Source organism: Bacteroidia bacterium, assembly GCA_033391075.1.
In the GTDB taxonomy this organism is placed as follows: domain Bacteria; phylum Bacteroidota; class Bacteroidia; order J057; family J057; genus JAWPMV01.
Genome location: JAWPMV010000001.1, coordinates 6,413,568 through 6,438,098, shown reverse-complemented (window position 1 = coordinate 6,438,098; position 24,531 = coordinate 6,413,568). Strand labels below are relative to the sequence as shown.

The 24,531-nt window shown below is 42.5% G+C and carries 19 protein-coding genes; 10 read left to right on the top strand and 9 right to left on the bottom strand.

What is annotated here, in order from left to right; translation table 11 throughout:
* The first annotated feature begins 282 nt into the window (after positions 1–282).
* The 4 genes from cyaB to R8P61_25740 all read left to right on the top strand — a co-directional run bounded on the left by cyaB (position 283) and on the right by R8P61_25740 (position 6,585).
* Positions 283–816 (top strand): class IV adenylate cyclase, encoded by a 534-nt coding sequence (gene cyaB / locus R8P61_25755; GenBank protein ID MDW3650506.1) that lies wholly within the window; start codon positions 283–285, stop codon positions 814–816.
* Positions 817–917: 101 nt separating this feature from the next.
* A complete protein-coding gene (locus tag R8P61_25750; protein MDW3650505.1) occupies positions 918–2,813 on the top strand; it encodes a hypothetical protein in 1,896 nt (631 codons plus the stop codon).
* Between the two features lie 92 nt (positions 2,814–2,905).
* Positions 2,906–5,380 carry an OmpA family protein gene (locus tag R8P61_25745; protein MDW3650504.1) on the top strand — a complete coding sequence of 825 codons (2,475 nt, stop codon included), beginning with the start codon at positions 2,906–2,908 and terminating at the stop codon, positions 5,378–5,380.
* Positions 5,381–5,481: 101 nt separating this feature from the next.
* A complete protein-coding gene (locus R8P61_25740) occupies positions 5,482–6,585 on the top strand; it encodes an HD domain-containing protein (GenBank protein MDW3650503.1) in 1,104 nt (367 codons plus the stop codon).
* A 53-nt stretch (positions 6,586–6,638) separates the two neighbouring features.
* Here the strand turns inward: R8P61_25740 and R8P61_25735 are convergent, their stop codons facing one another.
* The 5 genes from R8P61_25735 to sdaAB form a co-directional block, all read right to left on the bottom strand.
* Positions 6,639–7,367 (bottom strand): CDP-alcohol phosphatidyltransferase family protein, encoded by a 729-nt coding sequence (locus tag R8P61_25735; GenBank protein ID MDW3650502.1) that lies wholly within the window; start codon positions 7,365–7,367, stop codon positions 6,639–6,641.
* Positions 7,368–7,379: 12 nt separating this feature from the next.
* Positions 7,380–9,608 carry a 3'-5' exonuclease gene (locus R8P61_25730; protein ID MDW3650501.1) on the bottom strand — a complete coding sequence of 743 codons (2,229 nt, stop codon included), beginning with the start codon at positions 9,606–9,608 and terminating at the stop codon, positions 7,380–7,382.
* 94 nt (positions 9,609–9,702) lie between these two features.
* Complete coding sequence (locus R8P61_25725; protein ID MDW3650500.1) at positions 9,703–11,019, bottom strand: efflux RND transporter periplasmic adaptor subunit; 1,317 nt, start codon at positions 11,017–11,019, stop codon at positions 9,703–9,705.
* 3 nt (positions 11,020–11,022) lie between these two features.
* The gene (locus R8P61_25720; GenBank protein ID MDW3650499.1) at positions 11,023–12,366 is read right to left on the bottom strand and encodes a TolC family protein; all 1,344 of its coding nucleotides are present in this window, start codon (positions 12,364–12,366) and stop codon (positions 11,023–11,025) included.
* A 215-nt stretch (positions 12,367–12,581) separates the two neighbouring features.
* Complete coding sequence (sdaAB, locus tag R8P61_25715) at positions 12,582–13,256, bottom strand: L-serine ammonia-lyase, iron-sulfur-dependent subunit beta (protein ID MDW3650498.1); 675 nt, start codon at positions 13,254–13,256, stop codon at positions 12,582–12,584.
* A 257-nt stretch (positions 13,257–13,513) separates the two neighbouring features.
* On the opposite strand from sdaAB, the gene R8P61_25710 reads away from it, so the two are divergent.
* Both R8P61_25710 and R8P61_25705 read left to right on the top strand, forming a co-directional pair.
* Entirely contained in the window at positions 13,514–14,521 is a 1,008-nt protein-coding gene (locus tag R8P61_25710) for a type IX secretion system membrane protein PorP/SprF (protein MDW3650497.1), read from the top strand.
* Positions 14,522–14,629: 108 nt separating this feature from the next.
* Complete coding sequence (locus R8P61_25705) at positions 14,630–15,799, top strand: SUMF1/EgtB/PvdO family nonheme iron enzyme (GenBank protein MDW3650496.1); 1,170 nt, start codon at positions 14,630–14,632, stop codon at positions 15,797–15,799.
* A 695-nt stretch (positions 15,800–16,494) separates the two neighbouring features.
* Here R8P61_25705 and R8P61_25700 read toward each other — a convergent pair.
* From R8P61_25700 to R8P61_25690, 3 genes are all read right to left on the bottom strand, one after another.
* A complete protein-coding gene (locus R8P61_25700) occupies positions 16,495–16,947 on the bottom strand; it encodes an SRPBCC family protein (protein MDW3650495.1) in 453 nt (150 codons plus the stop codon).
* An 80-nt stretch (positions 16,948–17,027) separates the two neighbouring features.
* Positions 17,028–17,759 carry a class I SAM-dependent methyltransferase gene (locus R8P61_25695; protein MDW3650494.1) on the bottom strand — a complete coding sequence of 244 codons (732 nt, stop codon included), beginning with the start codon at positions 17,757–17,759 and terminating at the stop codon, positions 17,028–17,030.
* Positions 17,756–19,111 (bottom strand): VWA domain-containing protein, encoded by a 1,356-nt coding sequence (locus tag R8P61_25690; GenBank protein ID MDW3650493.1) that lies wholly within the window; start codon positions 19,109–19,111, stop codon positions 17,756–17,758. The genes R8P61_25695 and R8P61_25690 overlap by 4 nt, the downstream gene beginning before the upstream one ends.
* A gap of 194 nt (positions 19,112–19,305) precedes the next feature.
* Between R8P61_25690 and gmk the strand changes: the two genes are divergently transcribed.
* From gmk to R8P61_25670, 4 genes are all read left to right on the top strand, one after another.
* The gene (gene gmk, locus R8P61_25685) at positions 19,306–19,890 is read left to right on the top strand and encodes a guanylate kinase (protein MDW3650492.1); all 585 of its coding nucleotides are present in this window, start codon (positions 19,306–19,308) and stop codon (positions 19,888–19,890) included.
* Between the two features lie 12 nt (positions 19,891–19,902).
* The gene (gene nadD / locus R8P61_25680) at positions 19,903–20,475 is read left to right on the top strand and encodes a nicotinate (nicotinamide) nucleotide adenylyltransferase (protein ID MDW3650491.1); all 573 of its coding nucleotides are present in this window, start codon (positions 19,903–19,905) and stop codon (positions 20,473–20,475) included.
* A gap of 76 nt (positions 20,476–20,551) precedes the next feature.
* Positions 20,552–21,028 (top strand): hypothetical protein, encoded by a 477-nt coding sequence (locus tag R8P61_25675; GenBank protein MDW3650490.1) that lies wholly within the window; start codon positions 20,552–20,554, stop codon positions 21,026–21,028.
* Between the two features lie 117 nt (positions 21,029–21,145).
* Entirely contained in the window at positions 21,146–22,645 is a 1,500-nt protein-coding gene (locus tag R8P61_25670) for a hypothetical protein (protein MDW3650489.1), read from the top strand.
* Here the strand turns inward: R8P61_25670 and R8P61_25665 are convergent.
* On the bottom strand, positions 22,629–24,467 hold the full coding sequence (locus tag R8P61_25665; GenBank protein MDW3650488.1) for a hypothetical protein: 1,839 nt from the start codon (positions 24,465–24,467) through the stop codon (positions 22,629–22,631). The genes R8P61_25670 and R8P61_25665 overlap by 17 nt on opposite strands.
* Positions 24,468–24,531 lie beyond the last annotated feature (64 nt).

Sequence of the window (24,531 nt, the reverse complement as noted above, 5' to 3'; positions counted from 1 at the left end):
TAAAGGAGATTAAAGAGTGAAAATCTTTTTCCAATATCATAAATGTTTGAATTGTCGTAATTATTGCTTTCCTCTCAGCCTCATTTCTTACATCTTTGTATCATAAGTCAAACAAAAAGAATTAAAAAAGTTTAAACAGCTTAAACCGATTATTTAGATTTCTACAATTATTTCAAACTGAGCAAGAGCCCTAAACCTGGACTATGTCCGGGTTTAGGTTTTTTACCTTCCTCCTTATATCTTCTGCGGGCATTTTTCGTATTATTGCTAAAGCTCAATGAAGTGAAAGAAATAGAAGTAAAAATATTAGAGATAGATAGAAAGGCACTCATTAGTCGCCTGGAAGAATTAGGGGCTGAGAAATCCTTTGATGGAGAAATGTTGGCCCTTTTCTTTGATACCCAGGAAGGAAATATTTATAAATCCGGGGATGTACTTCGCTTGAGGAAAGAGGGAGAAGAAACGGTTCTGACCTATAAGAAATTCGTTTCTCAGGAAGGGGCGAAAATCATGGAGGAGTTTGAAACCTCGATTGGCGATATCATTCAAATGCGTGCAATCCTGGATCTGCTTAATTTTAAGGTTACCAAAAAGACCCGCAAATTCAGAACCCAATATGAATTGGGAGATACCCATGTTGTGATCGATAATTATCAGGACGAACTTGAGGCGATTCCCGAATTTATGGAAATTGAGGCAGCAGGTATAGAAAGAATTGCAGAGGTAGTTGACTTGTTGGGCTATTCGATGGAAGACTGCAAAAGTTGGCATACCTATGACCTGATCAAGCATTACAAGCTCACAGAAAACGCTTAGATCACACAAATTAAAGTCAAAGGATTCTTAGGCTTTGATATTCACTATTTACCGGATCTTATTCGTTATAAGCTTTGGTACCCTGGCAAAAGAATGAAGATATGCGATCTACTTTCACCGCTCTTTTGATCCTCCTTATCTGCTATACTCCCGAATTGTATGGGCAGCTAATTCCGGTGAAAGCCAGTCGTGTCAGACTTATGGAACGTCAAGTGGAAGGCTTTCAGGTAATGGTCAGAAAGCCTCGAGCAGAAGTAAAACAAGGCATACGTAACCATTTTGCCACCTATATCATCAATCCTCCGGTCTCTTTTGAAGACTTTATGATCTTCGAACAACTGGATTACCCAGCCGTCAGTGTCAGCCAACCCATTAGCTTCTTTTACCAATTAGAAGATATTTCAGGACTTATGACTCGCCTAACCCTGGTGGGTAGTTATGATTATCAGAAACCAATAAATATCTCAGAGGCTCCGGATTTGAGTTTGAGACTTTTGCTCGATTTGGCTGAAATGGTAAGAAAGATTAGTGGAGATACCATCAATTTTGATCCCCTTTTTAGTGAAACCACTGCTGCTGAGCTTAGAAAAAAATACGAGGAGAGAGAATCCCGCTTTCAATATGAAGACATTGTAGAAAGAAAGCGTGATTGGGTAGGAGATATCGGAGAAACGCGGCTGAAAAAAGATCCATTTTCTGACTATGAAGCCCTGGAAATGAAGGACGATGAAAAGATCGTTGAGCAGATCAGTTCCCGCTTCCAGGATTATCTGAAAAACGCGCCATCTGAATCGACACAGTTTCTGGACGACAATTCCGCAGAACAGATCAGTCAATACAGAGATTCCCTCATGGATCTTCAGCTTACGATTGATGAGCTTAGGGCTTCTCTGATCCAGGCTTCCTTTCGACAGGATTCCCTCTACACACAAATTGCGAATCTTCAGGAAAGCCAGCCTGAAACTATGGATACTTTGATGGATACTCCCCTATTTTCCCGTACAGATAGTATTTTATTTGAGCAGGGTAAAATGGCTGTGGATAGCTTGAGTAAAGTCAACCAGGAGTTGAAAAATCGGATAGCAGAACAGGAAGAACAAATGAAAGCCTTGAATTCATTTGGGGAAAGGCAGGATTCACTGATCAAAAAATACCAGGCGGAAATAGCTGTCGCTGCTTCTGCCAATGACCCTAAAGCGCGTATCGCTCAGCTGGAAGAGGAACGAAAAGAATTATATCAGGTACAGGAAACAGATCGCGACCTTATCCAGATTTTACGGGGACGATTGAGTGAACAGGATAAACTCCTGAATAGGAATGAGGAGAGAATGACGAGTCTGAAAGATTCTTTCCGGCAAGAGATAGCTACCCTGAATCCAGAATCTGATGCAGCGAAGATTCGACGACAGGTTTACTTAAAGCAACAAAAAGAATTAGAAGAGGCACAAATAGCCCTGGAACAATTGGAATGGGAAGTGAAGATTCGCGAAACCCGAATGGACCAGCGAGAAAAGTTCTTGGCGAATTATGAATTGAAAGGCAAAGAAGCTCAACTGATGCAAAGAGTAGTAGAACTTGAAAAGCGGATAGACCAATTGACCCAGGAGCGACTTCGCTTTGAGTCCCAGAAAAAAGGAAAACAGGCGGCCATAAGAATTGATCCTGCTTCTACTACCATAAAAGACCAGAGAGTTCCTGCCTTCGCTGTGAAAAGCAAAGAAGCACCGGAATTGCTACGAGAGCAAATACTTCAGTGGGCACGATTGAAAAATATCAAGCCGAAGGGCGAAGGAGATGAACTCTGTTTTGATAATATTCGCCTGCCCGAATTAAGTGCTGATGCCCTTACGTTGAGATTTTCTTTTGCCTTGCAGAATTCCGGTGAAAGCTTACTTTTCGTAAGCTTTCAGGAAGGAGAAGATCTTTTCATTAGAACCGGGAGCAATACCGTCCAAAGCCAGAAAGCTTATGCTTTATTGCTTCAGATATTCGAATAGCAGGGTTTGAGTAAATTCTGTCTTTTTTAAATAAGTTTTTTTCTGTAATTCTGCATGTGGGGAAAACCTTAACGTGTTTAATTTTTATAGCCATGCGAGCTATTGTTGTAATCCTTGGAACCTTTCTTTTAGGACTCTGCCTATCTATCAATACGGCAAGTGCCCAGGAAGCCAATTCTTCTGTTCCGGAAAATATTCTCAAGCAAAAGTCTGTGCTTATACAGTCAGATGAGGCTGCGCTTAAGCGTTCGGGTACTTATTTGACTTTTCCCTTTATCAATCGATATCCCTTTTATAAAAATGAAAGAGATCTGGCTGAGATCAAAGAATTGGCTGGCGGAGAAGATATGGAAAAACTGGATCGGGTATTGATTCCCTACATCCAGAATTTTGGGATACAAAACTTTCGTCGAGATACCTCTCTTTTGTGGTTGGCAGGTAGAGTAAAGCATATACTGAAAGATACCGCGCGAGCAGTTTATTATTATGACCTTGCTCGCATGCACAATCGAGGAACAAGAGCTCCAAGATTGGCCTATGATTCCTTAACGGCATCTACCCGTAGTGATTGGCTTCCGATAGATAAATATTATGAATTGCTGGAAGTCAGAAAGCGGATTGATTCTCTGATTCCTCCTCCCAATGTATTGACGAGTATGGGAGATCAGGTTAACTCCCCGGACCCGGATTATGCTCCCTTCGTTCACCCATCCAATACTATGTTGGTATTCACCTCAAGGCGTACTGGAAAGGAGATGAGAACCTCGGATTTCGTGGATCCCTATGCCAGCTATAATGAAGACATTTATTATACAGAGATTGACTGGGTAACCAATGAATGGAAGCCGGCTCAAAAGCTCAACGACGATATCAATAGTAAATACAATGAAGGTTCTGCCAGTTTGGATCCGGATGGGAAGACCCTGTATTTCACCCGCTGTAGGGACAAGGAGAAATACATGGATAGGAACCGCAAAAAAAATAAGGATACTGATCCTCGAAAGCCTGAGTTGCCAAGCTATGGAGGCTGTGATATTTACAGCGCAGAGTTTGAAGGCAATAACCCGGATGGCAGCATTCGATGGACCAATATCAAGAATCTGGGCGCTGGTGTAAATTCAGACAATTGGGATTCTCAACCTAATATTTCGGCAGATGGCCAAATGCTCTTTTTTGCATCGAATCGTAAGACTGGCTTCGGTGGAACGGATATTTATGTGTCTCATAGAGAGGGAAATAGCTGGGGAGCTGCTCAAAACCTTGGGCCAAATATCAACACCCCAAATGAGGAAGTAACTCCTTATTTCCACAATATCAACAATACCCTGTATTACAGTTCGACCGGTCATTATCCCAATTTCGGGAGCTTCGATATTTTCAAATCCCGCTGGATGATTGACCGCTGGGAACAATCCAATAATTTGGGACCCCTTGTAAATACCCGTGGGAACCAGTACTACTTCTCCATCGATGGAGCCGGAAGTACGATCTTTTATTCGGACGCCAAAGACACCGATGAGGATCATGTAAAACAAAACTTTGACCTCTACTCATTCCCTATGCCTATGGAGGCTCGTCCGGATGCAATAGCGACCTTGAAAGGAACGCTGGTGGATTCTGTGAGCGGATACATATTGCAGGGAACTGTGATGATCATAGATATGGAAAATAACCGTGAAGTTGCTCCCAAGGAGATCAATGATTCCGGTTATTTCGAATTTGATCTGATCAATAACAATCGCTATAAAATCTTTGTGCTGGGAGATAATTTCCTCACCATAGAAAGGGACTTTTATTTTAAAGGAGATACTACCTTTCAAATCTTTACCCAAAGTTTTGAGGATAACAAACCCATTGTCTTTGAGTCCATGCGATTCAGAAGCAATAGTACCAAGTTGCAAAGTAGTGTAAAACCCAAATTGGATTACATCATTCGTTTCCTCAAAAACTATCCTATGTTCAAGTTGGAAATCGAAGGGCATACGGATTCTGACGGACCAGACGAAGCCAACCTTAGTTTATCCATTGCTCGGGCAAATAGTATACGAGATTATATTATAACCAATGGGGAATTTGGGGAGGAGAAGATTACGGCAAGTGGGTATGGAGAAACCCGACCTATTGTACCTAATGATTCGGACGAAAATAAAGAGAAAAATCGCAGGGTTGAGTTTAAACTGACCATGGATGACGGCTTTGAGGGAGATATGTGGCTGCCTACGGAAGAAGAACTCTTCTTCGATAAAAACCTTTTCCCTGATGAAGAAGGAGAGGATTTGGATATACCTGGAGAGGAAAGGAAAAAGACAGAAATGAGTGAAGAGGAAAAAGCAGATTGGGAAGGAGAAATCATGGCTGATGAAGATTTAGAAGAAGAAGATGCGCTAGATCTGGAAGCAGAACTAGAAGCCGATATACTAAAAGCTGCCGAAAAGAAGGCACTGGAAAGACAGAAGAAGCTTTCTCAGAAGCCGGGAGGATCACCCACCAAAACCACTCCGACAAAACCCGGGAGCAAAAGCCCGGCAAAAAAGAAAGAAACCCCCAAGAAGAAAAGCGGAGGCTGATGAAAGAAATACTCGAATAAGCATTATGCAAGATCTCGTAATATCTGTAGTTTAGAATTATCACAAACCTCAGATTGACCGGATATTTGTAATCGAGTATTATGGTCATGGCTTATACCAAAAGCTTACCCCTTCCATCTACCTGTATCAATCAAATGAAGCGTACGATGCAAAATCCCTGCTATCATGCAGAGGGCGATGTTTATACGCATACGCTGATGGTACTGGAAAATGTGCTGAAGTTGGATGAAAGCTGGGGATTAACAGAAAGAGAACGGGAGATCCTGTATTGGACTGCCCTTTTGCATGATATCGGCAAGCCCAAGACTACCAAATGGGAAAATGGTCGGTACCACTCTCACGGACACGAAACCGCAGGGGTTCCAATAGCCAGAAATATACTCTTACAGCGGCCAGAGCTTTCCACAGAACAGAGAAGGACGATTCTAGATCTGATTCGCTGGCATAGCATTCCTTTGCAGTTAGGAATTAGAAAGAGCCCTGTGAGTGCATACATCCCGATAGCTCTGCAGGTTGATCTGAGATTGCTGGGTATATTTGCATTTTGCGATCTAACGGGAAGAATCTGCAAAAACCAAGAGCAAATATGGGATTTAACCGGCAATTTCAATGAGAAGATTCTGCCGGAAGTTATAGCTCGGATTGGTACCTATTCCTCATTGCAGGAAACCTACCATCAAGCAGATTTACTCCACAAAAATTCCTTGTGGCAGGCCAGCCAGTTTAGAGATAGTAGACTTCTGGAGAAGTTATTGTCAGAATCCGTGATGGAAGCTGAAAATAGTCAGTATAATAATACCTGCATTATTCCGATTGGTGCATCTAATTATAGTATGCAGCACGTCCTGGATGTAGGATATTCTCAGGCGGTTCGGATTCAGGTAGATAAAAAGGATCGGCCTCATTTGCATAATGCGATCTTTAAACGAATAGCTAGCGATGAGGTACTTTTATTTGAAGGAGACTTTACTGATGAAGGACTTCGAAGAGAGCTCATCGATATCCTGAGGATGGAACAAATGTGGGTAAAGGTCCTTTATTTTGAAGATCAATTGGAAGAACTTTTGTCTGGAATCACAGACCCGATCAGATATACTGAAATCAGAGGGAAGTACGCACGTCAGGGACAAATTCATCCCTGGGAAGCACATGAGATTGAGTTCATCAAAACAGGGAATGCCTGAGCGCCTCCTCTTTGAATTATTTCTATATGTTTCATTCCAATAAGGAAGCCTTTTTATTTGCTGGCCAGAATCCCGGTATTTTCCAGTATGGATAGCAGGAGGTAAATGAAAATGATGAGAGGAATGCCAGGCACTTGTAAGGCGATGAGGAGTACCAGCGAGATTCCCAATAGCAGGAAGCGTGAAAGATTATCTTTGAGCTGGAAGTTTTTAAACTTAAGGGCAATCAGTCTCACATCTGCAATGAGGATGTAGCAACTAAAAGCGGTGATTGCCAGGAGGACGTAGATATTTCCGAGGAAAGCATTTAACCAGTTGTCTGGCCAGTATTCAGCTATCAACCAAAGCGAAAGAATCAGGATGGTATTGGCAGGAGTTGGAAGTCCGTAAAAGGCATCTGACTGTCTTTCGTCCAGGTTAAATTTTGCCAATCTGAAAGCTGAGAAAATGGCGATCAACAGACCCGCTAAAAATCCCATTTCTCCCAGGCTCAAGTCCATAGTCGGGAAACTATGTCCTGCTTGCTCTGCCAACATACGGCTCATGATCAAAGCCGGAACCAGGCCAAAACTTACCATATCTGCCAGCGAGTCCAGCTCTTTCCCAACTGGTGAACTCACCTTCAACATACGCGCCACAAAACCGTCCATAAAATCCATGAAGAGGGCAGCTAAAATAAACCAGGCAACCATATCAGCTTTTCCCAGAAAAATAAAGATGACGGCTATACTTCCACAAAACAGATTGGAAGCTGTCAGGATATTGGGAATGGAATTTTTCATGAAGGAAGCTACTTAAACGATCTGAAGCTTGGCGTATTTTAGCAATAGTACTCTTTGGCCTTTTTGTCTGAAGAGAACGGTTGCCTTTTTACCTGGCCCCTGCCCTTCTACTTTGAGGACTTCTCCTGAGCCAAATTTGAGGTGTCTTACTTTTAGTCCTGGAACAATTTTTTCTGGATCAGCGGCTTCAAAATCAGGAGGTGCGAGACTACTTTTTGCTTTGGAGACAGGCGTAAGTTTACGATTTGTCGTAGGCTTTTTTGCCATGCCGGGACTCATAAAAGGGGAAACCGCTTGTCTGCGTATATTTTGTGCCGGTTTGATCAGGTATTCCTCATCCACTTCATCCAGAAATCGGCTAGGTTCATTGAATTGGAGATTCCCAAAGCGATAGCGAGATTTTGCATAGCTGAGGGTAAGCCTTTTTTCTGCTCGGGTAACTGCTACATAAAACAGTCGCCTTTCTTCTTCCAAATCTGCCCGGGTTTCCATCGCGAGACCACTAGGAAAGAGATTTTCTTCCATTCCCACCAAAAAGACAGACTTAAATTCCAGACCTTTGGCGGAGTGAATGGTCATCAGGGTAATATAATCGTCATTCTCGATCTTTTGGTCCTGGTCTGTGAAAAGGGAGATATCCGCCAGAAAACTTTCGAGATTGACACTATCCTGATCAGGATCTTCGGTGAAAGCCTGGGCCGAGTTGAGCAATTCCTGCACATTTTCCCAGCGACTCAGGTTTTCTATATTATTTTCAGAATGAAGTTCTTTTAAGATGCCGGATTGCTTGGCCATGTAATTGGCGGCATGATAGGCATCATTTTTCTCAGCCGTAATAGCAAAATCCCGGATCATAATTACAAATTCCGAAACTTTGTTTTTTGCACGGCTATTCAGGCCCGGAACATTGTTCACATTCTCCAATACTTCCCACAAACTCAGGCCTTCATCATTAGCAAAAATATTGATGCGTTCCAGACTGGTTTTCCCTATCCCTCGTGTGGGATAATTGATCACCCTCCGTATCGCCGTTTCATCTTGTGGATTGATGGAAAGCTTTAGGTAAGCAATGACGTCTTTGACTTCCTTTCTTTGATAGAAAGAAAGGCCTCCGAATATCTTATAGGTAAGTCCTGCTCTTCGGAGTTCATCCTCAATCGCACGAGATTGAGAATTGGTCCGATACAGGATAGCAAAATCTTTATTGAAGAAGCTGAAGAGCTGCTTTTGCTCTCGCAGCATATTGCTTACTCGCTTGGCTTCGTCTTGTTCGCTGCTGGATTCTACCACCAGAATCTTCTCACCAGATTCATTTTTGGTAAAAACATTCTTTTTGATCTGATCCCGGTTTCTGGAAATGATCGAATTGGCAGCGTTTACGATATTTTGTGTCGAACGATAGTTCTGCTCTAGTTTGTGAACCTGAAGACTCGGATAGTCCTTTTCCAGATTGAGGATATTGCGGATGTTGGCTCCCCGAAAAGCATAGATACTCTGGGCATCATCCCCAACCACACAAATATTGTGGTGCTGAGCTGCCAACATATTGCACAGGAGGTACTGCGCCTGATTGGTATCCTGGTACTCATCGACCATGATATATTTGAATCGGCGCTGGTATTTATACAGGACTTGTGGATCTTGTTGAAAGAGGATGATGGGTTTGAGAAGAAGATCATCAAAGTCCATGGCATTGGACTTGAACAGACGTTTCTCATACATTCCGAAAATCTCCGCTACTTTTCTATTGAAATCATCTACGGCTTGCTCCTGATATTCTTTAGGAGAAATAAGTCGGTTTTTGGCCAGACTAATCCCATTTCGAACGACTTTAGGTTTATATACCTTGTCATCCAGGTTTTTTTCCTTGAGGAGCAGCTTGATCATCTTGAGAGAATCATCCGAATCCAGGATGGTGAAAGAACTGGTATAGCCCAGCCTTTCGGCCTCTACTCTTAAAATCCTCGAAAAAATGGAGTGGAAAGTTCCCATCACGATGCTTTTTGCTTCTGCACCGATCAGGCGATAGATCCTTTCTTTCATTTCCTTGGCGGCCTTATTGGTAAAGGTCAGTGCCAATAACTCCTGCGGATCGGCGATACCCTGAGAAAGAATAAATGCCAATCGGTAAGTAAGCACACGGGTCTTACCACTACCAGCTCCTGCGATAACCATGTGGGGACCTTCGATGGCTTCCACTGCTTCGCGTTGTGCTTCGTTGAGTTGTTCTAGAAATGAAATAGAGTTCACCTATGCAAGTTACGTTTTTTATGGAAAAATTAAGGCGATGATTTGAATCATCGCCTCCTAACTTCTAATTATATTTTTTTGAAGCTTAACCTTCCTTCTTTTCCCAGTTTCGTTTCTTTCCACTACCCTTTTCTACTTCCATGCCATCTTTCAGGACTTTGCTGAGGGTATTATAATTACCGGTTACGATATCAGCATCTTTTTCCAGGCCGCTTTTGATCTGGATATAGGCATCATCACTGATTCCGGTTTCAACCAAACTTCTCTTTACTTTTCCTCCTTCATAAATAAATACCACTTCATTGGCATCATCATTATTGGATTCTGCCTCTGTAGCCTCAGCTTCACCTTCCTTCTTTTGTCCCTTTACACTTCTTAAGGTTACTGCTTGTATAGGCACAGCGACAGCACCTTCTACTTTCTGGGTGTAGATTTCAACAAGTGAAGTCATACCCGGACGGAAAGGACTTCCTCCATTTTCAGCACCTTTCAGATTTTTATAGGATTCAGGGGTGATCTGAACTTTTACTTCAAAATTGGTAACCTGATCCGTAGAGGCTGCTCCGGTTACAGTAGCGGAATATGCAATCTCTGTTACTTTTCCGTAGAAATCCTGGCTAGGGAAAGCATCCACTTCTACTTTGGTAGAATCTCCCAGACCCACATTGACAATATCATTTTCATTGATTTCTACGATCACTTCCATTCTGGAAAGGTCTGCAATCTTTAGAATCTCAGTACCTGCCATTTGATTGGTTCCTACAACCCTTTGTCCCAATTCGATATTGAGCTGAGTAATGGTCCCATCCATGGAGGCATAGATATTGGTCCTGTCCAGGTTTTGTCGGGCTTGCTTGCGGGAAGCTTCCGAACTTTTTACCTGGTAGTAGGCAGAACGGACATTGTAGTTAGCTGCATCCAATTGAGATTTGGAAACATTAAAAGCCAACTGCGCATTTTCCAGATCTACTTTGGAAACCACCTTGTCATTGAATAATTGTTGAGTACGTGTCAGGGATACGGAATCCTGCAATACCTGGGCCTTGGATTGAGAAGCATTGGCCTGGGCTTGTAAGTAAGCCGCCTGAGAGCGATTGAGCGAGGCTACTGCCTGTTCCAATTGAGCTCTATAGTCATCTGGCTGGATGGTTACCAGGAGATCTCCTTTCTTTACCTTTTGCCCTTCTTGTACGGCAATAGCTACTACCTCACCCGGAACATCCGGAGAAATGGGAACATCTACCGTAGGCTGAACTACTCCTGATTCAGTAACACGGGCAAAAATGTCTCTTACTTCTGATTTTCCGACCTGGACCTGAGTCTTAGGCTTGCTACAGGCACTAAGCAGGAAAAGGACGGGAAGTAATCTTAATAGTCTTATATGTGTGTATGTTCTTAGCATAGATTAGAAACCAATGGGTTTACCCTGATAAAAGTCCAGGACTTTCTGGCGGAAGATATAGGTATATTTTGCGCGAACCAAATCAAAGCGAGCTCTGTTGAGGTTGTTCTTGGCAAGTAGATAGTCCACCGAATTAACTACTCCAAGATTAAACTGTTTTTCTGTATTGTTGAAAGCCAGATCGAGTGCATCCACCTGTTTTACAGTTGAGTTATAGGTACTGTAAGCATTTTTGAGGTCAACATAGGCTTGCTCGATGGTCTGTCTTAAATTTTGCTTTCTCAAGTTAGAGGTGAACTGAGCATTTTTATAGGTGATCTCTGCTCTCTCTATATTGGATTGGATATTTCTTTTGTTATAAATGGGAACCGACAAACCCAGGGTTACTCTTCCACTTCTATTGAGACTAAATTGGCCTCCAATACCTTCTCCTGTAATATCTTGAGCTCTACTGGAATAACCTGTTCCATAGTTACCAGATACATTTAGGCTTGGAATCATATCACTTTCAGCAATCTTAATCCCCAGTTTTGCACTTTCTACATTGAGTTCTGCACTGCGAATGAAAGGCTGATTAGCCTCGGCAAACTCATATACTTCTTCTGTTACTGCTCCCAGGAAATCTCCTTCCGGATCAGGTAAATCCAACTTTTCAATGCTAAACCGTCCATCCGGGTCAAGATTGAGCAATTGCTGCAAAGCGAGATAGCCCAATTCAAGATTGTTGGTAGCATTTACCACATTTACCTCTTCGGTCGCAATTTGCGATTCCAACTGAAGAAGGTCCGCACGAGCCAGAGAACCCGCCTTAACCAATTTCTCTGTACGATCCCTTTGCTCGCGGGTAGAGCTGATCTGAAGTAAAGAACTTTCCAGTAAATCACTTCTTTGCAGAATCGTCAGATAAGCCAGCGTGATATCCAAAGCCAGGTCGTATTCCTGTTGGGTAAGATCAGCCTGATTGGCTTCCAGGTCTATTTCACTTTGTTTGATACCATTGCTGATTGCCCCGGCTCTGTAAATGTCCATCCTGGTACTCAGCCCAATATCGAAGTTCGTAACATTGGTATTATTGAGGGTATTGGTTAATGGATCTTCAAATAGTCCAAATCTTAGCCCATAGTTTCCTCCAAAATTGAAACTGGGTAATCTTTGGGCTTTAGATTGAGCCAGGCCGATTTCTCCTGATTTAACGTTTAGCTCAGCCTGCTTTAATTGAATATTGCTTTCTTTCGCAAATTCAAGGCATCTGCGCAAACTCCAGATATCAGATTCAGAAACCTGAGCAAACAGGAACCCTGATCCTAAAACCAAGCTTAGAAATGTGGTGAGTATTTGACGTAACATGTATATGTTTTTTATAAAAGACAGAAGGTGTACGGGTATAGAGTGTTAGTCGCCTAAAAAGGTTGTAAGTTACAGATAAGCTGTAGAAAATTATCGGTCAAGTACCTTATTTACAGGCCGAAAGCTATTTCAAGAGGGCTAAGTTCCGGGATTTCTCAAAAAGGAGCCAATCGCTGGCAGAAAGAAACCATAAGCTGGCAGAATGTCTTCCGCACTTATTGATTTCCATTCAGGTAGGTGACATTTTCGATCCAGTCCAGACTACGCAAATATTCAAGCGTAAGGGGCCTTACATCGGAGTCCAGTTCCAGCACAAGTTTTGCCATATCGTACTTCCCACTCCTGTCAACCGTCATTGTAGCTATGTTGCAATCTTCATGGGCAATGATGTCGGTAATGAAGGCAATACTTCCATGCACATCCTTGGCGGTAAAGATAATTGTGGGAACCTGGGCACTAAAACTACAGGTAAATCCATCGATCTCTTTAATAGAGATCAATCCCCCTCCTCGTGATATGCCGAGCACGTTTTGTTTCCGATTATCTTTGAACTGTTCAATCCGAATAGCATTGGGATGTAGAGAAGATGCGTTGAATACGACCTTGAATTGATACTCAAGTCCGGCATCTTTTGCATGCTGATGCGACTCTCTTATACGTTCATCATCGGGAGCCATATCCAACAGGCCAGCCAAAATTGCTCTGTCGCTTCCGTGGCCTTCATAGGTACGGGAGAAAGAATTATAGAAAGTAATGATTACTTTTTCGGCTTGTTCGCCAAATAGGCCCCGGGCTGTACGGCCGATTCTTACTACTGCTCCGGTATGTGAACTGGAAGGTCCTATCATAACAGGTCCAATCATATCAAAAATGCTGCTCCGTTCTGGCATAGCTGCTTTTTGGGAATAAACCCCATTTTTAGTTTAGTTTTCTCTATGCGAAGGTATAGGGATTCGGAAAAAAATTATCTTAATTTACAGGGAATTTTCCAATAAAAATGGGGGATTCTCTGTTAATAAGACATTACATGTTGGAGTGCAAAGCTAATTAGCTGGTTTTATCCAAAAAAATACGACACCTTAGTATTGAGTTTGGGCAAAATAACATTCCGTTATATACACAACATTATTCAATAGGGTTGATTAAGATGAAAAGATCACTTGCTCATGTAGCACTTCTCTTAGCTTTATACCTGGGTAGCCTTTCCACAGCGGTCGCACAAGATCCGCAGTACTCACAGTTCTACTCAAATCTTGTTATGCTAAACCCTGCCTTTACAGGATCGGGTATAGGACCCAGGATTGCTATGAACTATCGTGCACAGTGGGTAAAGATTCCTGGCTTCTACAAGCAGTTCGCTTTCTCCTACGACCAGCCGATCTCATTTCTGGGTACAAACCAGGGAATAGGGGTCAACTTCAATTCAGATGTAGCTGGTGAAGGTGATCTGACGAAATTGAACATGACAGTAAATTATGCATATCAGGTAGAACTCGTAGAGGATGAACACTTCTTGAGCTTCGGTCTTGCAGCGGGTATCACCCAGGCAAGCATCGACTTCTTCAAGTTGCGTTTCCCTGACCAAATCGATCCCCGTGATGGATTTGTAAGGCCTACTAATGAGCCTGCCGGACTATGGAACCAGTCTCAGATCCGTCCGGATGTGAGTGCAGGTGCAGTTTACTACAATCAATATGCGTGGGTAGGTGTAACGGTTAACCATATCACCGAGCCTCGCGAACAATTCTCTTATCCTAACCTAGCAGTGCCGGAAGCAATTCTGCCACGCAAATATACCATTACAGGTGGAGTTAGGATACCTGTTCAGGAAGGAAGAAACGTAAGAGAGATTTCTGTTACGCCTGCTTTCCTTTATAAAATGCAGGGAGAATTCAATCAGATTGATGCAGGCCTTTATGTCAATGTTGAACCCATGGTATTTGGAGTTTGGTACAGACATCAGGATGCAGTGATCGGATTGATTGGACTAAGACAAGGACCATTGAGTTTTGGTTATTCATTTGACTATACAACTTCTCAACTTACTCAGGGTATTTCGGGCGGCTCCCATGAAGTATCTCTGGTAATGGAGTTTGAACAACCACCCTCAAGAAGAAGACGCAAACATAGAAGTTTACCTTGTCCCAAGTTCTAGCAAAGCTGACAAGAAATTATGTATCTTTGCGCCTTATAGACGTTATACTTATATGATTTGAAATCTCTACCTCAATTTTTTATTAAGCTGTTAATCACTTTCATTAATATGAACAAGAGAAATATCACCTACACATTTTCTGCTCTATTGATGTGTGCAATGATGGTTGGATGTGCCAATCACAAGGACAAGATCAATAAAGTAGGAACCGTAAGTAGTAAAACTGGAATCAAGTACAGTGAGGAAACTTTTCAACCCAAAAAGTGGAAGAAAGGAAATCCAGCACCTGGACTTCAGCTGATCCCTGGAGGAACCTTCATCATGGGAGGTGGCGAAAAAGACATCGAATATAAAATGGACAATCGCAAGCGGCAAGTGACTGTTCAGAGCTTTTATATGGATGAAACAGAAGTAGCGAATGTAGATTGGAAGGAATTCCTTGAGTGGGTAGGAAAAAATGAAGGTGGTGAAAGTAAGGTTGCGGAACTGTATCCAGACACCAATGTTTGGCGCAGAGACCTCGCTTTCAATGACCCTTATGCTGAAACTTATTTCTCTCACCCGGCATTCTATACATATCCTGTAGTTGGTGTAAACTGGCACCAGGCTAATGAGTACTGTAAGTGGAGAACTGAAAGAGTAAACGAAGCTATCCAGGAAAAAGATGAGCAAGGTGTACTATATCCTTCTTACCGTCTCCCTACCGAGGCTGAGTGGGAATATGCAGCTCGTGGTCTTCAGGAAAGTGAAATCTACTCCTGGGAAGGAAAGTCTCTGAGAGACAGAAAAGGAAACTTCCGTGCAAACTTCAAGCGTGGTCGTGGTGACTATGCAGGTTGGAGAGGCGGAGATGGCAAACACTTTACAGATGGGTATATGATTACCGCTCCTGTAAGAGAGTTTGCTGCTAATGACTTTGGTCTGTACAATATGTCTGGAAACGTTGCTGAGTGGACGCAGGACAACTACCGTCTGCTTGCTTATGAAGACGTTGATGACTTCAACCCATATCGTAGAAAAGGTAAAACTGAGATTCGTCCTGATGACTGGTTGGATGATATTTCCTACAAGCCAAAAGAGTCTCTGCTTTTTAACCCGGATCCAAATGCTCCAGAAGGAAACGATGGATTTGATAACGTAAAAGTTTATCGTGGAGGATCATGGTATGATATTGCATACTATCTCTCTCCAGGTGCCAGAAGATTCTTCAATGCTGATTCTTCTAGTGCGACTATCGGTTTCCGTTGCGCTATGATCCGCGTAGGAAGTCCTGACTAATAGAACAACAGCTTATATAAAAAAAGGCCCGGATATGTATCCGGGCCTTTTTTTGTGACTATGTCTCAAAATATAGATAGGTCTTTTATGGTCAAGGAGATTGCTTCGCCCTGAGTCAGGGCTCGCAATGACAGCTTGGTATGGGCCCACATTAATGATGTCTGTGCGAGGGAAGCGAAGCAATCCCCTTGTTTGTTGCAAATTATCTATTCTGTTCCAAGGAGATCGCTTCGCCTTGAGCCAGGACTCGCAATGACGGCTGTGTTGGAAGCTAAGCCTCCTTTTAGAAAAAGAGGTAATATTTAGAAGCAATAAACAGATTTGACCAAAGGCGAAAGCAATCTTTTGGTCTTAAAGAGAAGGAAATGAGGCTGAATTCGGTGTAATATTTAGTCCAAACTAAAAATAATTTAATTAACCGAATTATATATTTTTATAGGGTATGAAAGAACAACTGAAAGTTCGTGTAACAAACCGTACCCAACAAAAGCTTCAGATCAAGCCCCAGATAATTTTGAATTTCTGTTTCATTTCAGGATCAGTTTTGGGGCTTGCTATAAGTGTCTGGCTATTTATGCATGACCTGCAGTACTTGTAGAAGTAATACAAAAAAATTACCCATCACACTAAGTAAAATTAGAGTGATGGGTTTTCTGTTTTTTTAAACGGCTCCCTTAGGAAAGTATAAAGGGACGCTATTTTGCGGCAGCCTTGAGAGCTTTAGCCTCCAAAATCTTCTTAAGAGATTTCATGGAATCCTCTACCTCTTTACTTAGACGAGGCTTTAGAAAAGTCTCACCTAATCTAAAGTAGCTACCTGGCTCAATATCAAATTGAAGCTTTACCATGGTACCTTCGCCTTCTGGCTGAAATTCATACTTAGTATCAGAGGGTACAGGACCGCTTTTTGATTGAAATCTTAATGTCTTTTCCGGTTCGAATTCTATTACTTCGCTACTGGTTTCGATTTTTCTTCCTAAGAAGAATATTTTCGTGAATAACTCTGAACCCACTGCCATCTTCCCCTCGCTGACATGTTTTGTCTCTTTATATATACCGTTAAATTGTTTGTGACTCCGATAATTGCTCAGGAATTTCCATACCTGTTTGATGGGAGACTTGATAAAAACGCTTTCTTCAAACTTCATACACTACTCGTATTTCAATTAAGAACTTAGGGATATACTGTGTCCCAATGTATTATATACTCCTTTTTTATCCAAAGGGTTTATTTTTCGGCTGATATTCGTGCCAAATACTCAAAATGCGGCCCTTCATGGAGAATTTCACAACTTAGTCCCTGGAGTTTACAATGTCTGAAGAGACGGGGGTAATCCAGGTATAACCAGGAGAATTTTTCACTTACTGAGGCACCGAATACCATTTGGTATTCAATAAGGCCGTAATATATATCATTTGGCGGGGATATCTCCAAATCCTCGTATAAATATTTTATATCTGATGAATCCAGGAGTATTTGACCGCCCTGATTTAACATATTTTTCGCTTGTTTCAAAAAAGCATTTAATCCCTTCAGATTTCCAACCAGACCCACTCCATTCATCATCAGCAGGATGGTATCAAATCGCTCATCGGTATATTCCCATATACTTGCATGAGCCAGCTGATTGATTCCCCTCGCTTCCATAATTTCTACTGCACCGGGAGAAATATCAATGGCCGTCGTATCCTCTCCCCTATTTTGTAGCTCCAGGCTATGACTTCCTGCTCCTGCTCCCACATCCAAAATTCGTCCTCTGCATAGGTCCACCGCTTTTTGTTCCCAGGGAGGCATCTGCGAATAACTCCTGAAAAGATAGCCAACCGGAATGTCGTCATCCACCGCAATATCCGAATATACTTTTACCGTAGCTTGTAAATCTCCCTTGAAGTAGGCCCACATAGCTGCGCCAAATGGATCTTTTTTCTTTTCTGTAATGAGAGTTGTACGGTAATTCATCTTAAGGGCAAAGGATGTAACTGCTGAATAAGTTGCAGCAGATGCTGGGCAGGATTTTTTCTGCCCAGGGCAAGATAATGCCCTTTTCCTATACCCGTCAATTTTCTTAAGCGATTCCTTACTTCTGCCTCATTGCTACCCGTGTACATGATGCTGAGACTTACCCCTTCATAGCTTTGGGCTTCGATCAGTTTTGGAAGCTTTTCCGGATCTATCTTGAATCCTCCATCAGTAAGGAGAATAATACGTGTGGGCCGATCTCTCCTGATATTATTTCTGGCGATTTGATAAGCCGTATGTAAAGAACTGTATGGACGGGTTTTTCCGCCCAGCTTTATTTTTTCCAATGCCTCAGCAATCCCTGTCTCCTGTTTGGGAGAATAATTGGAAAGAATCTGCTGAGACTCATCTGCAAAGGTGAGTACGCTGATCCTGTCTTCCGAATTAAGATAAGGAAGCACTTCTAATAAAGATCGTTTAATCAATGGTAATTTTTCCGTCTTATTCATCGAACCTGATACATCCAGGAGGAAAATGAGGTCCTGTGGTTCTTTTTTCGGAGCCAAACTAATTTGAGAAGCTTTTATCGGACGAAACTCAGGTCCCAACTTGATCTGCGGACTCAAACTCCACGCTTGCTTTTTCCTCCACTCATTATAAACTTCTACCCATAGATTGAATACCTTCAACACCTTTTGATTATAGGCTTCCTCTTTGTCTATTCTGCTTAATAATAGCTGGCGAAAATCCTGGCTAAAAGACGCAGAGGCTTTTGCTGGTTGAAATTTGAAGCTTCTCAGCTTCCTCTTATACAAACTGATTTCTTTCTCCTGCTCATATCGGTAAGCGAGTACCAGTTTACGTGCATATTGGATGGCCTCAGCATGAATCTTTAGATTCGAAGGAGCCAGGCTATTACTATAGCTGCCTGTATTGAGGCTATGATAAAGTTCCTGACTAAGGATGCTCAAATCATGAAAATATAGAGAAGCTATTTGCAATTCCTCAAAAGCGATCTTTTCCTGAGCCTGAATCTCTTTTAGTTTTATTACAAGTGAATGAGATGCCCTCAACTTTGTATCGAGTTCTTCATTTAGATGAGAAGAAGGATTGGTTTTCCACTTTTCAAAGCTTTTCAGGAGAGAATAGCTTTTCTGCGCAAACTTATTGTCTGGGCTTTCTACAGGCATTCCCAAAGCCAAAAGATTGTTTGCCTCTAACTGTTCCTGTATGCTAAAGAGAGCCTCTGCCTGATCGTTTAGATAGCTGATGCTATATTCATCTCCCTGAGCCCTGATACTAAGGGGCAAAAATGGAAGGATCAGTAAAAGACGGTATAGATGCCTGTACATGAGCGTTATATTTGATTTCGGGGAGGCATCTTGTTTGTTGGATTAAAGATAAGGGAATCCCGGAGATAGTAAATTGCAATATTTCATAAATTTTAACATATCGTAATATATTTTAAAACTTATTTCAAATTACTCAGCTTATTTTTCTGGCAAACTATCTCTGGCGGCATTCGTTTATTTGTGTAACTTTGCACATGGAACATCAAAATCGTCCCGTATTTGTCATATCTGCCCCCAGTGGTTCTGGAAAAACCACCATGGTAAAGCAATTGATGGAGCGCTTTGATTGCTTTGGTTTTTCTGTATCTGCAACCACTCGAGATCCTCGTGGGCAGGAAAAGGACGGCAAAGACTACCATTTTTTGACACAGGAAGAATTTGAGAAACTCATCAAGGAAGATGCTTTTCTTGAATGGGAGGAAGTATATCCCGGCCGGTTTTATGGAACCTTGAAGTCGGAAGTAGATAGAATATGTCAAATGGGTCGTTTCCCGATTTTTGATGTGGATGTGATCGGAGGATTAAATATCAAACGTCAATTTGGAGATCGCGCCTGTGCCATCTTTATTCAAGCTCCCAGCCTGGACGTCCTTGGACAGCGCTTGAGAGGACGTGGAACAGACAATGAAGAAGCCATCATAGAAAGGATTTCCAAAGCAGTAGAGGAAATTGAATATGCAGATCAATTTGATTATGTGATCATCAATGATGTCTTGGAAAAATCCTCTGCCAAACTTATCTCCATCGTTGATCAGAAGATCAGCGCCTATCAATCCTAATTCCTCTAAGGTATGAAAGTAGGACTCTTCTTTGGTTCTTTCAATCCTATCCACCAGGGACATCTAATCCTGGCAGAGACTGCTTTGAGCAAGACGGAACTTGAAGAGGTTTGGTTCATCATTTCCCCCCAAAATCCTTTCAAACAAAAGAAGAATCTTCTCTCTGAATATGAGCGCCTGAAAATGGTCGAATTGGCCATTGAGGATCATGATCGTATTCGAGCTTCCAATATCGAATTCTTTCTCCCAAAACCTTCTTATACCATAGATACCCTCACTCATCTGGCCGATAAATACCGGCAGCATGAATTTTCGCTCATCATGGGCCAGGACAATCTGCAATACCTGCATAAGTGGAAAAATTATGAGGCAATCCTGAAATATTACAGGATTTATGTCTATCCCCGAGTAGAAGCTCAGGCAGGACCCCTGGATGAACATGAGCATGTAGAGCTTTTTGAGGCCCCTTTACTCAATATTTCAGCTACCTATATCCGACAAACCCTAAAAGATAGACTTTCCATTCGCTATCTGGTTCCTGAGCCTGTGAGAGACTATATAGACCGGAAAAATCTGTATACATAGCGCCGACGATTTCCAACCTATTGACTGAATAACTGTCTTTAAAATACCGTATATTCATAGGAATATTTATAGAACCATGATGTTTCGCATATTTTTCGTTTTGATCTTTGCTGTTGCATTGACTGCTGGTGCCTGGCTTTTCTGGTATTTCTGGGAAGCCAATCGTTTTCGCCAGGGAGTGAACAGATTATTGGCACAGCTTGATCTGAAATACACAGATTTTGTAAAAAAGAGAATAACCCTCAGTATACTGGAGGATAAAGATTCAAGGGAGGAATTTTCTAGAATTAGCCTGGAAGCCGAGCGCATCCTGAAACCGGATGTAGAGGCACTCTATGCCCGGCTCAATTCCGCTCCCTTGACTTCAGCTAGCCTCAAGTATCATTCTCCCTATTTTGCGGCTATCATCGCCTTGATCGAATCGAGAGGCGGGAAGTATAAGCAAGAAGGAGAGATGTTCTCCAAGAATGAACTTTACCAGGCACTCAAAGACGCCATCGACGCAGATCTGGCGAAAAGAGAACTGGATTATAAAGTAGGAAATACTTTGTAGATCGCAGATTGTGATCTTGCCTAACGCTGCCCGGAATTGGCATCCAGGCAGCGTTTTTGTTTTGCTCAGGTTTTTCCGAAGAAATATCCCTAAATTCCCTCCTCTTCCAGCAAAACAATGAAAATAAAAGCGATAGACAGAAATACAATCATCCTCATACTTCTGGGGATTTGTCTCTTTGTCTATACCTGCTTACGAGCTGCAAAGCTTTCGATGACCCATGATGAAAGCAGTACGTTCATCAATAGCATAGACATCAATCTCTGGGCCTGCTTTTTTTCTTCTGAGTGCTGGGGTACGGCTAATATCCATTGGCTCAACAGCTTTCTCATGCAGATCAGCGTTGGCCTTTTTGGAACGGATGAATTCTTCATTCGACTTCCTAATCTTTTGGCCCACCTACTCTACCTGAGCTATAGCATTTTGCTGCTTCGCTCTTTTTCCGGGAGGATATGGCTGATGCTGGGAGGCTTCATGATTTTCAATGCCAATCCCTATTTGTTGGAATTCTTTGCTTTGGCCAGAGGCTATGGCATGGGCTGCGGCTTTGTCATGATGAGTGTCTATCATCTTTATGCCTATCTGGACAGAAAAAAGGGGCGTCAATTGGCGCTGAGTTTTCTGGGATCGATACTCGCCGTTTTGAGCAATTTTACCTTTCTCAATTATTTTGCGGTTCATCTCGCTTTTCTGGGAGCGCTCTCGATCCTGGCCTTGATGAAATGGGATGAAGAGCTTCCTTTGCTGGATGCTCAATCCCTGGGGGCCAGACCCTGGTTACCCCTGGCAGTTGGTGGGGCCAGTTCGGTCTTTTTAGCCATCATTCTTTATTATCCTATCAAGTTTCTGAGGAGTTTGGGCGAATTTCAATACGGGATTGATTCCCTTTGGGTGAGTTATAGAGGACTGGTTGAGGATAGCAATATGGGACAGAAATTTCTGGGCCCTAAGAGTATTGAGATTCTCATGTGGTTCTTTGGCCTGCTCTTCCTGGCGGCTATGCTGTATGGATTGAGTCGGATTTGGAAGAAAGGCTTTGGTGCAACAAGAATATTTTACTTTGCCAGTTGTAGTTTGGCCCTGCTTTTTATGCTGGCTCTCCTGACCCAATATTGGCTCTTCGACACCAAATATCTGATCCATAGAACTGCCTTGATCATCATTCCGATAGCGGCTTTTCCCGTCTATATGTTTTTGGAGGAAGTGATAAAATCTCGTGTGAGCATAGCCTTAAGTATTTCTTTATTGCTGGCTGGCTATTCGGTCTATCATTTTAGTCAGGTGGCAAACCTCGGAGGAAGCCGAGAGTGGTATTATGATGCTGAAACCCGAAACATGATTGATTTGATGATGGAGAAAGAAGTGGCAGGTAAAAAAATAAAGCTGGGCGTTTACTGGATTTATCATCCTACTTCTGCTTTCTATCAAAAAGTCAGAGGCCTGGATTTCATTGAACCCATTCCCTACGAAAAACAATTGCGTTCCGACTCCTTATATGATTATTATTTTGTTGAGCCCGGTCAGGGAGAGCAAATAAATTCGGCCTACGAATTAGAACAAAAAGTCGGATGGGTGGGCGCTTTGTACAAAAGAGAGGAAATCAATCAGCAGGACTGATCACTTCAACTTTCAGATTATCGATAAAGGCTTCGGTATCTGATTCCGCATTCCAGAAATAAACTTTTAGCTCATCTCCTTCCTTCCAGTTTCGGGGGAACTTCATTTCATAATGGAAATCATGCCAGCGCCATGCATCTGTCGTTCGTTGGAGTCGAGCAGCCGTAGCCCGGTACACCTTGCCGTCTCGAATAAACTGTGTCACCATTTGGGTTTGCGCCCATACGTTCCACTGCATTTGCGTATAAAAGCCTCGACAACTCACGCGTACCCAACTCTCCTCTTTATCAGTGAGTGTGCCCAAAGCTGAAATAAAGGATTGAGAATACTGAGTCTCTTTGTTCATCAGAAGGGCTTTGCTTCCTTCAAACACATGGCGGTCTGTGGTCAGGTTGAGGCTATCCTTTTCGAAATTATTGAAAAAGACTTCCTTTACTTCCATGCCATCTGTATCCTCCAGTTCATGTCGTACATCCAGAAAGATTTTATCTGCTTTTTGGGGATTGGTACTGCCAAAGATTTTCCAGTAATAGGCCTTGGTCATATATTCTGCTTCCCAGATTCCGGCTCGAGTATGCGCTTGCCAGGTCATAATGGCATTGAGGTCGATGCAGAGGATCACAAAGGCTAAGGTCAGGATTTGAAGGATCCGTTTTTTGCTTTGGATAAGGTACTGGATAAGGTAGGCCAAAGGAATCGCCAATAGCGAATAGGATTGAATCAATGGTCTTGCTCCAAAACTTCCTCCATACCACCAGATATCCCAGGCAAAAATGATGTAGAGATTGAGCAGGCTAAAGGCCAGGATGGGCCAGAAGATTTTTTTATCTGACTTGAATAAGGGCAAAAATCCAATCAGAGAAAGAATCATCACAGGCGTATAAGCAAACCATCCTTTACGGTAGCTGAACAGACCATCAAAAATATGGTGGCCCCAGAGCCAGGTAAAACCCTGATCTTCGTAGGAATAGTAAAGCAGATTACCTGAGTAAATTTTCCAGTAGATCAATTGCCAGGAACCCAAAAAAGCGAGAGCAGCTCCCAGAATAAGTACTTGTGTTTTATGTTCCCAAAGCAACTTCCCTTTCGCCAGCAAACTTTCTTTATCCATCACCCCCCACAATAGAGGAATAAGCAGAATAATCACCTCTGTCGGTCTCGCCAGAGCAGCCAGTCCTGCAAGTAATCCAATTCCCAGGGCTTTTTTCCAGGAAGGAGCTTCATGCCAGGAGATCGTCAGATAAAGGATAGCTGCGAAAATGGTGAATAGCGCATTGTGGGTCATGGCTCCATCGAAAGAGACATAGTTGAGGTAATTGGTCCCCATAGCGATGATGAGGAGGGTAATAGCTGTACTCAGATCACTCACATAGCGCAGCAGAACCTTTCTAAGGATCGCTAAGCCCAATAAAGCATAAATGATGCAGCCCAGCCAGATCGCGAACTGGTAAGGCCGAGAGAAGCCATCAGCCGGATAGTCGCTTGCCAGTGCATACCCATGTCCCGCAAAGAAGAAGGGTGAATAGATCACAGACATCCCCATGGGATATTTCATGACAAAATTGCCATTGGGCTGTTTTACCGCTGCATGGAAGTCCGCTGCTGGATGGTATTTGTCAAATACTTCTTCAATGAAACCCAGTCCTCCCAGATCATCATAAATAAAATAAGAAGGGAGATAAAGATAATAGCCGAATACATCCCAACTCAGGGTAGCCTCGGTCGCTGCATTCTCGTAGCGGGGATAGAAGGAGCCTATCCGAATGAAGAGATATGCGAGAAGGATCAGGAGACCCAGAGAGATGTAATTCCTGTTCTTCATGCTTTATATGGCAAGATTTATCTAATACGGGACAAATGCAAATGCCAGATTTGTATTAGTTTCG